Origin of the sequence: Tullyiplasma multilocale ATCC 49900, assembly GCF_000483165.1 — a bacterium.
Taxonomy (GTDB): domain Bacteria; phylum Bacillota_I; class Bacilli_A; order Mycoplasmatales; family Mycoplasmataceae; genus Tullyiplasma; species Tullyiplasma multilocale.
The window spans coordinates 136,024-148,901 of sequence record NZ_AXXW01000005.1; the positions used below are offsets into that span (position 1 = coordinate 136,024).

Below are 12,878 nucleotides of genomic sequence, written 5' to 3' on the forward strand. Positions count from 1 at the left end.
TATATATTTATTTTTAAATATATAAATTAGGCGGTGTTAAACCTTTTTTAGCCTGACGTAATTCAGAAGATTTGATATTATTGATTGTTAAAGTAGAAATAGAATCTTTCTTAGGAAAGAAACCTTTTGTTATTTTAACCATTTCAAAATCAACACTGTTTTTTAAAGTGTTTCCAATTTCAGATTTATTTTTAATTAATTTTGAAATAATTTTGAATCCTGCAAATTCTTTTAAGTCTGTCAAATCAACCACTAATGTTTTTGATTTGAATAAAGCCACACTTAAAGAAAAAACTGCAACTAGCATAGCTAAAATTAAAACAGAGAATGTAAGTTGTAATGAATAGATAGTTTGTAAGAAATCATTTGAAAAATCTAAACCACTCAAAATTTTATACATGATTCCACTATCTGTAGATAGAGAAACAGATAAATAAATTTGACCTACCAGACCTAGAAATCAGACGATGATTGCAGTAAAAGTTATTCTATCAAGATTAACATTTTTTACATCCTTGAAATTATTACGTTTTGCTTGATCAAAAACATTACCAATTTTTGTTAAAGAGAAGGCAGAGAATGCTAATGAAGCAACTATAAAAATGAAGTTGCTAAAAAGGATTTCAGTCTCAGACATTCCTAGAGTTTCACGTCAAGAAATGATTGAGGCTACAAAACCAAATGAAATAATTAAATAAGCTAATGAGATAGACTTTGCAAAAGTTATTTTCTTTTTCATATTATTCTCCTATTAATAATAATTTTACCTTATTTTGCAGCCAAAAATATAAAAAAACACCCACATAATGAGTGTTTTTAGAAAGGGATATTATTATTGCATTCATATATAATATGCTTTCCTTCTCACATAAAGATCATCCAGAAACTCATAAAATTTATCAATCCATTAATATTTAAGTGACATTGTTTTATATCCCTTAAATAAATAATACACCTTTTTAATTAAAATTCTATCTTTTCTAAAATTAATCCTTTTGCTTCAATTACAATAGTTGATTTCTCTCCAATGCCTTGTAACTTATTTTTTATATCAGAAGTTGATATTCTTTTACCTTGATAAGCACTCAAAGCTGCTCCAACAATCATTCTAATTTGATAACGAATGAAACCCTTACCTTTAAAGATTATTTCAACCTTACCAGTAGAACTTCTCTCGACAACTATTGAGTCAACTTTACGATATGTTTTTCGCAGCTGCATTTCTTCAGTTGTTAATCCAGAAAATAATTTAAACTCATGTTCACCAATAAAACAATTAAATATTTCTTGCAATTTTTCAATATTGATTTCTCCATATCTTCAATCAAGTTCAAAGCGTTGATTGAAGATATTTGTTTGTTGGTCATTAATTACATATTTATATGTCTTTTGTTTAACATCACGAATATTGAAATCTTCTGAAACTTTTTCAATTCTATTAATTATGATGTCACTAGGCAAAGCCCTATTTAAAGCTTTAGAAAATCTAGTTAAATCAGGCTCAAATTCAATTGTCACTAAAACCTTTTGATCAAGTGCATGTACACCCGAATCAGTTTTTGATGCTCCGAGTATTTTGTATTCACTATTCTTAGTAATACCTTTTAAGGCCTTTTCAAGCTCTCCTTGGATTGTTTTACCCTTTTTCTGAATAACTCATCCACAATAGTCAGTTCCGTCATAAGAAAGCGAAATTAGTAAATTAACCATATCTTAATAAAGAGTTAGTTGATCGATATATGGGATGTGCATAAATGATAATGCATCATAACCCATAGCACCATAAACTATGGCAAAGATTGCCATTCCCATACCAAATAGGAAAATAACTAAATCTGAGATTCTGAATTTGAACTGTACATATCTTGTTCTTTTAGCATGGGGTTCATAACCTCTTGCATCCATTGCATAAGCAAGATCTTCTGCCTTTTGGAAAGCTGAAACAAGTAATGGAATAATCAAAGATGTTAAACCCTTTACTTTATCTTTAGCTTTACCATTTTTAATATCAATCCCTCTTGAAGATTGAGCTTTCATAATTCTTCCTGCTTCATCAATTAAAGTAGGAATCATACGCAGTGCGATTGAAATAATCATTGATAAGATGTAAACCGGAATACCAATTAATTTCAATGGGTATAATAAGTCTTCGATTGCCAAAGTTAATTCTAATGGTTGAGTAGAACCAGTTAAAATACATGTTAATGTAATCATTAAATAAATTCTTCAACCCATCAGTAAAGCACTATATAATGCTTTTTCACTAAGTCAAATATTTCAAGTTTTGTAAAAGTGACCAATTGGTTTAATCAAACCTAAATCAGGAATTGCTATCGTTGAAGAATCTAAATTTGGACTAATAAATCCAGATCATCCCCCACCAACTTTTTGTATCAAAATTCCACTTTGGTCAATTCCGCCATTTTCGGTTAATAACTTAAATGTTTCCTTATCAGGATGCATTAAGAATAAATTTATAGCAAAGATAACAATAAAAATAAATAGCACAGGAGCAATTAATTTTAAAAGCATTCTTCATGGTAATCTAGACATTGCAAAAATACCAAATATTACAACTGACATTACGATATATCCAGTAAATCCAATCGGAAAGAAAATTCCAACTATTAATAAAATAATCATTAATAATTTAAGTCTTGGATCCATTTTATGGATTACTGAATTTTTGGGTATATATCTACCGAATGTAATTCTCATTTAATTACCTCCTTCTATTTTTTTGAAATTGCAGCTTTATATTCTCTAGCAAAATCTTCTACATTTCTAACTTTTTTATCTAAAATATCAATTCCTTGATCTTTTAATTTATACATAAGTTTGTATAACTTAGGTGGCTCAATTTCAATTTTCTCTAATAGTGTTCTATTAGAGAAAACCTCAAATGGGTTTCCTTTTGAAATCAATTTACCTTCATGCATAACAACAACTTCATCAGCGATTTTCAATACTTGATCCATGTTGTGTGTTACCATAATAATTCTCTTACCTTGTTCTTTATTAAGACGTTGGAATAGTTTCATAAAGTCATCTTCACCTTGAGGATCAAGTCCACCTGTAGGTTCATCAAGAACTAAAGTATTACCATCCATTGCAATAATACCAGCAATAGCAACACGACGTTTTTGTCCACCTGATAATTCAAATGGTGATCTAGTCAAGTAGTTCGCTGGAAGTTCAACTAATTTAAGTAATTCTGGCACTGACGCAAAAGCTTTTTCCTTATCCCCACCAAGATTGATTGGGCCAAAGGCAATATCTTTTTCGATTGTGTCTTGGAATAATTGATATTCTGGAAATTGGAAAACTAATCCAATTTCTTTACGTAATTCTTTTACTTCTTTAATTTTCTTGATAGCGGCAGGTATTTGATAATCTCCAATTTTTGTTCTTCCTGATTCAGAAATTAGTAAACCATTTGTAAGTTGAATCATTGTTGATTTACCTGAACCAGTAGTACCAATAACACATGTGATTTTACCTTTTTGTAAAGTTAATGTAGCATTGTCCAAAGCTCTGAATTCAAAAGGTGTCCCTTTAGAATATGTATATGAAACATCTTCTAAAACTATATCCCCTGAGAAATCAAAAATCTTATTTTCTTTACGTGAAGCTTCTAATTCTTTCATATATTGTTTTTGTAATTCTACATCTTTAATAGAGGCTTCTCTTATTTTCTTAATTTCTGATTCACATGCAGATTTAATATCTGCTTGATTCAATGCATAAGTCTTTTTAACACCTTCAACTAATTGAGAATGTTGCTCAAACGAAATCTTTTCTAATCTTAAATCTTCATCCAAGATATCGATTGCATCCTTTAGAGTTGATTTATTTTCTTTAAGAATTTCTTTGTATTTATTTTTAATCATTTTTATTTGCATAATTGTTTCACCAACTCATCCATATCTTTAGAATGCTCTGTCTCAATACCAACATTAGCTAAAGCTTCTTCTACTGTTGCCACAAAAGGAATATCCAAATGAATAGATTTTAAGTATTCTTTATCTTTAAGAATTTCTTTTGGAGTTCCCATTCTTTCTAATCTACCACCATTCATAACAATAACTTTGTCAGCATTTAAAATCTCATCCATATCATGCGTAATTGAAATAATTGCTTTATCACCACGATCACGTAATTCAACCATGATTTCTTTGATTTCACGATTACCTTTTGGATCTAACATACTTGTTGCTTCATCAAAGATTAAAATATCTGGGTTCAATGCCAATGCTGACGCAATAGCTACACGTTGTTTTTGCCCACCAGATAAGTTAAGAGGTTCTTTATCTAGGAAGTATTCCATTCTTACTTTTTTAGCAGCTTCTAGAATGATACCTTCCATTAATTTAGGTTCTACTCTTTTATTTTCTAATCCAAAAGCAATGTCAGCTCTAACTGTAGAACCAATAAATTGGTTATCTGGATTTTGGAAAACAATTCCTAAAAATCGTCTAATTTGGTCTAAATTATTTCTTGTCATCAAGTTACCAAATACTCTGATATCACCTTGTTCAGCTCCAAGTACACCAATTAATAATTTTGATAGTGTAGATTTTCCTGAACCATTATGTCCGATAACTGTAACATATTCTCCGTGTTTAATATTAAAATTAACATCGTTTAAAGCATATGGGAAATCTGGAGCATATTTAAATGAAAGACCGTTAACTTCGATAGCATTATCGCTTGTTTTAGGAAGAGAAGCACCACGGCCTTTTTCCTTAACAACAACTTTTGATTCTTTAAATAATTCTTTAGCTTCTTCAAATAATTCTTTTGCTAATTTTGTATCATTTTCTATTTTGAAACTTTCTACTTTTTTTAACATTGTTTTTGCATTAGAAAAATTCACTTTAAAAGCGTTGTTTGTTCCAATCTTATTAAATTCATTTTTCAAGAAGTTATACTTATGTTTAGCCTCTCTCACTTGATCTTTAGTTGCTTGGTCAGTTGCGCGCTTATCTCTCAAAGAGAAGTAAACGTTAGCTGAATCAGTAACTTTTACAAAGTATTTATTTAATAAAATTTTGTATTCATTAAGATCTTTTTGAGTTAATTTTTTATCATTAAACTCGATAATTAATTGATTCATTTAATATTCCTCCATAGAAAATTTCCATATAGTATTAGTTTATACTTTTTATAAATAAGAAACAATAAAGATACTTGATTAGATATAAAAAAATAAGACCCGTTAGGGCCTTATTTTCTATGAGACTATACTAATTCGATAATTACGATTGGTGCGTTATCACCTTTACGGTTATCTAATTTAAGAATTCTAGTGTATCCACCATTTCTTGTTTTGTATTTTTTAGCAATTTCTGTAAATAATTTTTGTAATGCTGTTTCTTTATCTGAAGCATCAATGTCTCTTAATCAAGCTGCTGCTTGACGTCTAGCGTGTAAATCACCACGTTTAGCAAGAGTAACCATATGGTCGAAGTGTTTTCTTAACTCTTTTGCTCTAGTTTCTGTGATTTCTAAACGTTCTGAAATAATTAATTCAGTTGTTAAGTTACGCATTAATGCAGTTCTTCATGCAGTGTTTTTACCACGTTTTTGAATGTATGACATGTATTACTACCTCCTATAATTTTCTAAACTTGTTTGAAAGTTAACCCTAATTGAGCTACTTTGTCTTTGATTTCTTTTAAAGATTTACGTCCTAAGTTTCTGATTTCTTGGATTTCATCTTCTGATCTTGATACTAACTCTCTTAATGAGTCAATTCCGGCACGTTTTAGACAGTTTAAACTTCTTTGAGTGAAGTCTAATTCTTCAACTGTTTTATCTAATTCTTTTTCGTCTTCATCAGTTACACCGATTACTTCTAAACCGTTAATTTCTTGGTTTAGGTTCACGAAGAAGTCTAAGTGAGCAACTAATACTTTAGCTGCAGTTGAAATAGCGTCTACTGCTGTGATTGATCCATCTGTAGTTACTTCAATTTCTAATTTTTCTAAGTCGATTGAACGACCGATTTTAGTTGAATCTACATTGTAGGCAACTTTGATGATTGGTGAGTAGTTTGAGTCAATTGTAATTGCTCCAACTTCTAAGTTTTTTTCTTTTTTGTTTTCTTTAAATGATTTGTATCCACGAGAATTTTTCGCAAATAAAACTAAATCTAAAGTTCCACCATCAGCAACTGTTGCTAAGTGTAAGTCTTTATTTAAAACTTCCACTCCAGCAGGTAATTCTAAATCACCCGCTGTTACTACTCCTGTAGTAGTTGTAGAAATTTTTAATTCTACAACTTCTTCATCTATATACATATTTGCATCAATTTTTAAAACTAATTGTTTAATGTTTAAGATGATACGAGAAACATTTTCAACAATCCCTGGGATTGATGTAAATTCGTGAGCAGCTCCAGCAATTTTAATTGCATAAACTGATGCACCAGGTGTTGCAGAAAGAAGAGTTCTTCTTATTGCATTCCCTAAAGTAGTTCCGAAACCTCTTTCAAGTGGTTCTACCATAAATTTCCCGTATGTTTTTTCTCTTTCTTCTTTTAAAAGAGTGAATTCTGGTCTCATAAATTGTTTCATATATTAACCTCTTGGGCGTTTTCTTGGACGCACTCCGTTATGTGGGATTGGTGTTGTATCTTTAATTGATGTAATTTCCAATCCTGCCATTTGTAATGCTCTAACAGCAGCATCACGACCTGGTCCCGGACCTTTTACCTCTACAGAAACAGTTTTTACACCGTTATCCATAGCACCTTTTGTAGCTGCTTCTGAAATCATTTGCGCTGCATATGGTGTTGATTTTTTAGAACCTTTAAATCCTAGTGCTCCAGCACTTGATCAAGATAATACGTTCCCTTTTTCATCACTAATAGTAACAATTGTGTTGTTAAAAGTAGAGTGAATGTGAGCGATACCTTTAGGAATATTCTTTTTGATTCTTTTTTTACCTTGTGGTTTGTTTGCCATAATCTATATTCTCCTTCTACCTATTTTTTCTTGTTAGCTACAGTTTTTCTTGGACCTTTTGCAGTTCTTGCATTAGTTTTAGAAGATTGACCTCTAACTGGAAGACCTTTACGGTGTCTTAAACCTCTGTAACTTCCGATTTCCATTAAACGTTTGATGTTTAATGAAACTTCTCTACGTAATTCACCTTCAGTTTTTACTGAAGCTAATTCTGTAGAAATAGCTTTAATTTGTTCTTCTGTTAAATCTTTAACACGAACGTTTTCGTCGATGTTTAATTTAGCTAAAATTTGTTGAGATGTTGTTAACCCTACACCATAGATGTATGTTAATGAAATAACAACTCTTTTATCATTTGGGATTTCTACTCCGCTAATACGAGCCATATTACGTATCCTTTCTTTTTATAAAATAAATATATATTTTGTAATCTTTATTAATTTAATTAAACTAATTAACCTTGTCTTTGTTTGTGTTTCGGTTGAGCACAAATAATCATTACGCGGCCTTTACGTCTAATAACACGACAGTTGTCGCAAATTTTTTTGACTGATGATCTTACTTTCATCTTTTAGTACCTCCGTATATTTTTCGTCGCTTTTAAAAAGCAATAATAAATCGGTGTAACCGATTTATTTAAATATCTTAATTTTAAGATTTATATTTAGTATTATCGTTTTGCGATAGTTCTAAATGTAATTCTTCCACGTGTCATATCGTATGGTGATATCACGACTGTTACCTTATCTCCAGGTAAGATGCGAATGTAGTGCATTCGGATTTTACCTGACACGTGTGCATCGATAACTATATCGTTTTCCAGTTTTACTTTGAATTGTGCATTAGGTAGCACTTCAACAACCGTACCTTCAAATTCCATTTCTGTTTCTTTTGCCATATTTATATTCTCCTAACCTCTATTTTTTATAACGAGTTAAAACTTCGCTACCACTATCAGTTACCAATATAGTATGTTCAAAGTGCGCAGCCATACTGTGGTCCGCTGAATATACTGTTCATTTGTCTGCTGCAGTTTTTGTCTTATGAGTACCCATTTGAACCATTGGTTCAATTGCGATAGTCATACCTGCTTGTAAACGCATCCCAGTATCAGGTGTCCCGTAATTCGGGATAAATGGATCTTCGTGCATTGCAGTTCCGATTCCATGACCTGTGTAATCTCTAGGAACACTAAATCCAAATGACTCTACAAACTGTTGTATTGTAGCTCCAATTGTACCTAATCGTACTCCTGGCTTGATTTGCTCAATAGCAAGCTCAAGCGATTTTTCAGTAACCTCTAATAGTATACCATGCTTTTCGTCTTTTTGTACACCACAAATTTTAGTAAATGCTGAATCCGCATGTCATCCTTCAAAGACACATCCAGTATCAATACTTACGATATCTCCATCTTCAATTACACGATTTGCTGGTATTCCGTGAACTAATTGATCATTAATTGAAATACAAATAGTTTTTGGAAATCCACCATACCCTTTAAAGTTTGAAGTACACCCTTTTGAAGTAATGAATTCTTCAAAAGCTTTGTCTAAATCTAAACAATTTACTCCAACTTGACACATGTCTTTTAACATTTGAACAGCTTCTGATAAAACTCTACCAGCAACCCTCATTTTCTCAATTTGTTCTGGTGATTTAATTGTAACCATTAAGCGTTAAATCCTTCAACCATTTGTTCATAAACTGTTTCTGGGTCAGCTTCGTGGATTTCAGTTAAGTGAATGTACCCTGGTTTGTTTTCGTAGAATTCAATTAAAGGTTTAGTATCTTTTTCATAAGCTTCTAATCTAACCGCCACTTTTTCTGGTGTATCATCAGCACGACGTACTAATTCAGTTCCATCATTGTCACAAATCATATCAACTTTTGGTTTACGGTTTGTTAAGTGGTAACTTACTTTACATTTTGGACAAATAACTCTTCCTGAAATTCTGTCTAATAAAATATCTTTTAAAACATCAACATAAACTACGTGATCCATTTTAGCTCCAACTTCAGCTAACATTTTTTCTAATTCTTTAGCTTGGTCTAAAGTTCTAGGGAAACCATCAAAAATTAATTGTTCATGGTTATCTTTTAAATAGTTTTTAACAATAGCATTAACGATTGAATCTGGTACTAATCTACCTTCATTCATGTACTTAGCACATTCTTGTCCTAATTCTGTATTGTCTGAGATCTCTTTACGCATTGCATCTCCAGTTGAGAATTGAGTAAATCCTAATCTTTCTACTAATTTTTCTGCTTGAGTTCCTTTTCCTGATCCAGGAGCTCCTAATAACATAATGTTCATTTTGTTATCCCTTTCATAAATATCTATGTATATATTTTAACATTTTTAATACTTTATAAATAAAAAAAGGCCCTTACGGGTCTTATTTTATTTATTTTTTAATTCAAGAGATTATAACTTTCATATCTCCTGAAAAGTTAATTTCTTGAACCTTACCTAAAGTTATTGCTGATTCTCCATTTTTAAATGGTTGCCCATTAATCATTCCGTGTCCCTCAATTACACAGAATTGTAAGAAGTAAGCATCTTCATAACAAGAGAAAGTATTTTCATCTTTCGTGTTAAGAACATATAGGGAAAAATATTCTGAACTAAATACTTCTTTATTAGCTTGTCTTACAATTTGTTCTACACTATCAGGAACTTTCGTACAATTAATTGAATCTTCAATATCAAGTCTTCTTGGTTCACCAGCATCATCTAAACGATCGTAATCATAGAAACGATATGTTATATCACTAGATCTTTGTAATTCAAATACTGACACTCCAGGAGTGATTGCATGAATTTTACCTGGTTCAACATATAAGAAGTCTCCAGCTTTAACTGGTTCTTTTTTTAATAACTCATCTCATTGACCATTATCAACCATACTACGTAATTCTTCTTCAGAATTAGCATTATGTCCATAAATTAGATAAGCATCTTTTGGTGCCTCTAAAACATATCAACTTTCTGGTTTACCAAGTGAATTATGTTTAGTTTTAGCATATTCATCAGTTGGATGAACTTGCACTGAGAGGTAATCATTCGGAGTTATTATTTTAGACAATAAAGGAAACTCTTCTTGGTAGTCACCAAATAAGTGACGATTGTTTTCAAACACTTCTTTTAATGATGAACCCTTAAACTCACCATCAACTATATAACTCATTCCGTTTGGGTGCGCTGAAATTGTTCAAGCTTCACCAATCTTTAAATCTTTTGGAGCATCAAACCCCATTTCTCGCATTTTATCTCCTCCTCAGATTTTTTCTGAGAAGAATGGTTTTAATTTAATTATGTTCATATTAAGAGATTTGTGATTCGTAATTGTTTACAAATTTATTTCTTAATGCGATTTGATTATTATCTAATTGAGTTTTTGTTTCAGATTTTACTTTTAAGATTTCTTCATTAAATCTTTGTTTTGCAGCTTTTTCTTCTGCTTTATTTTTATATGAATCTTTTTCGTTTGAGAAAGTTTCTTTAACTTTTACTAATTCAGTATTTTTAGCTACTTTAACAGCTTTATTGAATTCTTTAATATCTTCTGTTTTTGTTTTGATGAATTCTTTTTCTTCGGCAGCATTCACTTTATATGCAGCTTTCGCTTTTAAAACTTCTGCTTTGTATGTTTCATTCATCTCAACTAATTTAGCTTTTAAATCAGCGATTTGTTTTTGTGTTTGAGTTTTAACAACTTCAACATTTTCATTTTTATCTTTTGCTTCTTTAACTAAAGTTTTACCATTAGCTTTTGTGCTAGCGATTTCTTCTTTAATTTCAATTTTTGCTTCTCTTCTATTGTTAGCTAATTCAGCTAAGATAACAGCATGTTTTGCTTTAACTGATCCAACTACCCCAGCATCTGAAACTAATCAGAAACCATACACAGAAGTTGTTACAGCAACTCCTGCTGCTACAGCGATGAAGAAGTATAATGTTTGAATTCCGTAAGGAACAGCTCCTAAGATAGCAACAATTGGTCCACCGTGAGCAGCAAAGTTTTGAACACCTAATGCTCCAGCAATTCCACCAGCTACAGCTGATCCTAATACGTTTGCAACTACAGCTCTTTTTGGATCTCTAATTGCGAAAGGAATAGCTCCTTCAGAAATACCGATTGATCCCATGATTAATGCAGCAACCCCAAGGTTTTTTGTATCATTGTCAAAGAATCTAGGGAATAAGATTGTTGTTAATCCCATAGCGATTGGCGCAACTGGAATAGCTGCTCCAACTGCACCCATTGGTTCATAGATTTCAGCAGTTACTAATGCAGATCCTGTGATGAAAGCAATTTTATTAATTGGTCCACCCATGTCGAATCCAGCCATTGCTCCTAATGCTAATCCTAATGCAAGACCAACTCCAACTCCAAGGTTAGGGTTTGATCTATATGCTTTTTCAAATCCTGTTTGAATTTGATCCATTACTCATCCAATTGGTCCACCAATTACATAAATAAATGTGAATCCTAATCCTAATCCCACTACAATTGGGATAAAGAATATTGGCATTGCAGCTGATAATGAACGTGGTACATTTCATGTGTTGATTCATTTAACAGCATATCCAGCCATTAATCCGGCAGCAATAGCTCCCAAGAAACCAGCAGGTGTTGCTACAGCATCCATCCCTGGCATTGGCATAAAGTTGTCTGCATTATTTCCTAAGAAAGCAGCAACCATAGCTGGTGCAATCGCAGCACGTCCGGCAATTGAGTTACCAATAAATCCTGCAAGGATTGGGATCATCATAGCAAATGCTGCTCCCCCAATAATTGACATAACGTTTAATGGTCCTCATTTATAATCTCCATTGGGACCATCAGTTCCAGCATCAGGACCTCAAATCCCTTTAGCTAAACCGATTGAGAACGCTAAGGCAATACCTCCCATAACGATAACTGGAATCATGTATGAAATCCCAGCCATAATGTGTTTCATAACACCTTGAGATTCTGAAGAACTGTTTTTTGAAGTTTTAAACCCTTCACCTTTAACTTCTAGAACAACTCCTTGTTCTAGAGCATTTTTAATAGTTCCTTTTGGATCTTTCATTGCTTTAGCAACTTTTAAACTATAAACTTTTTTACCAGCAAATCTTGATAAATCAACATTTACATCCGCAGCAATAATAACTACATCCGCAGCATCAATTTCTGCTGGTGTTAATTTTGTACCGACACCTTTTGAACCTTGTGTTTCAACCCTTACGTTGTAACCCATTTCTGGTCCAGCTTGTAATAATTTTTCTTCAGCCATGTAAGTATGAGCAACCCCAGTCACGCAAGCTGTAATAGCAACAATGTTTTTAACACCTTCACCTTTAACTTCAACTACTTCTTTTTCTTCTTTTTCAGTAGTCATAGCTTTAATTATACCTGCTGGTGTTTTAGCAGTATTCATTTCAGCCTTGAATTTTTCATCCATCAACTTCATAGCAACACCGCTTAACATAGCTAAGTGTTCTTCACCATCTGGTCCTTCCGGTATTATCAATGCTATAGCAACTTTAGTTGGTTTGCCATCCATTGAATTTCAATCCAATTCATCTTTGAAACGAACTACAAATACAGCAGCTTGTTTTGCTTCTTTAATTCTCGCATGGGGAATAGCGAAGCCATCTTCGAATCCAGTTGAACCTTCAGCTTCACGATTTTCATATCCCTTAACCAAAGCAGTTTCACTAGAAACAATACCAAGTCTCTTTGCTTCTTTAGCAATAAACTTGAAAGCATCTTTTTGGCTATCTATTTCAACATCCAAAAACACATGCTCTTTTTTCAAAATATCTTTGTTCATATTTACCTCCACATTTATATTCTAAACCTGAATATTCAAAAAATGAATAAAAATATTCACTTTTTGAATATTTTTCCAATTTTA

Annotated in this window: 15 protein-coding genes; all 15 read right to left on the reverse strand. The window is 32.0% G+C overall.

Annotation, left to right across the window (positions count from 1 at the left end; genetic code table 4):
- Window positions 1-13: 13 nt before the first annotated feature.
- Complete coding sequence (locus tag G319_RS08835; protein ID WP_026389214.1) at window positions 14-739, reverse strand: hypothetical protein; 726 nt, start codon at window positions 737-739, stop codon at window positions 14-16.
- A 224-nt stretch (window positions 740-963) separates the two neighbouring features.
- Complete coding sequence (gene truA, locus G319_RS0100645) at window positions 964-1,710, reverse strand: tRNA pseudouridine(38-40) synthase TruA (protein WP_026389215.1); 747 nt, start codon at window positions 1,708-1,710, stop codon at window positions 964-966.
- Between the two features lie 3 nt (window positions 1,711-1,713).
- Window positions 1,714-2,718, reverse strand: coding sequence for an energy-coupling factor transporter transmembrane component T family protein (locus tag G319_RS0100650; protein ID WP_026389216.1), 1,005 nt, complete (start codon window positions 2,716-2,718; stop codon window positions 1,714-1,716).
- Window positions 2,719-2,732: 14 nt separating this feature from the next.
- Complete coding sequence (locus G319_RS0100655) at window positions 2,733-3,647, reverse strand: energy-coupling factor transporter ATPase (protein WP_026389217.1); 915 nt, start codon at window positions 3,645-3,647, stop codon at window positions 2,733-2,735.
- Between the two features lie 245 nt (window positions 3,648-3,892).
- Entirely contained in the window at window positions 3,893-5,116 is a 1,224-nt protein-coding gene (locus tag G319_RS0100660; RefSeq protein WP_026389218.1) for an energy-coupling factor transporter ATPase, read from the reverse strand.
- Window positions 5,117-5,241: 125 nt separating this feature from the next.
- A complete protein-coding gene (gene rplQ, locus G319_RS0100665) occupies window positions 5,242-5,601 on the reverse strand; it encodes a 50S ribosomal protein L17 (protein WP_026389219.1) in 360 nt (119 codons plus the stop codon).
- A gap of 23 nt (window positions 5,602-5,624) precedes the next feature.
- Window positions 5,625-6,578, reverse strand: a complete 954-nt coding sequence (locus tag G319_RS0100670) for a DNA-directed RNA polymerase subunit alpha (protein ID WP_026389220.1) — start codon at window positions 6,576-6,578, stop codon at window positions 5,625-5,627.
- 3 nt (window positions 6,579-6,581) lie between these two features.
- Entirely contained in the window at window positions 6,582-6,968 is a 387-nt protein-coding gene (rpsK, locus tag G319_RS0100675) for a 30S ribosomal protein S11 (protein WP_026389221.1), read from the reverse strand.
- A gap of 20 nt (window positions 6,969-6,988) precedes the next feature.
- Window positions 6,989-7,354: a 30S ribosomal protein S13 gene (gene rpsM / locus G319_RS0100680; RefSeq protein ID WP_026389222.1), complete on the reverse strand. Its 366-nt coding sequence runs from the start codon at window positions 7,352-7,354 to the stop codon at window positions 6,989-6,991.
- Between the two features lie 68 nt (window positions 7,355-7,422).
- Window positions 7,423-7,536 (reverse strand): 50S ribosomal protein L36, encoded by a 114-nt coding sequence (gene rpmJ, locus G319_RS04970; protein ID WP_031542174.1) that lies wholly within the window; start codon window positions 7,534-7,536, stop codon window positions 7,423-7,425.
- A gap of 102 nt (window positions 7,537-7,638) precedes the next feature.
- Window positions 7,639-7,866, reverse strand: a complete 228-nt coding sequence (gene infA, locus G319_RS0100685; protein ID WP_026389223.1) for a translation initiation factor IF-1 — start codon at window positions 7,864-7,866, stop codon at window positions 7,639-7,641.
- Between the two features lie 19 nt (window positions 7,867-7,885).
- On the reverse strand, window positions 7,886-8,641 hold the full coding sequence (gene map / locus G319_RS0100690) for a type I methionyl aminopeptidase (RefSeq protein ID WP_026389224.1): 756 nt from the start codon (window positions 8,639-8,641) through the stop codon (window positions 7,886-7,888).
- Window positions 8,641-9,285: an adenylate kinase gene (locus tag G319_RS0100695; protein ID WP_026389225.1), complete on the reverse strand. Its 645-nt coding sequence runs from the start codon at window positions 9,283-9,285 to the stop codon at window positions 8,641-8,643. The genes map and G319_RS0100695 overlap by 1 nt, the downstream gene beginning before the upstream one ends.
- 91 nt (window positions 9,286-9,376) lie before the next feature.
- Window positions 9,377-10,294, reverse strand: coding sequence for a type I phosphomannose isomerase catalytic subunit (locus G319_RS0100700; protein WP_026389226.1), 918 nt, complete (start codon window positions 10,292-10,294; stop codon window positions 9,377-9,379).
- A 1-nt stretch (window position 10,295) separates the two neighbouring features.
- Entirely contained in the window at window positions 10,296-12,794 is a 2,499-nt protein-coding gene (locus G319_RS0100705) for a PTS fructose transporter subunit IIABC (protein WP_026389227.1), read from the reverse strand.
- Window positions 12,795-12,878 lie beyond the last annotated feature (84 nt).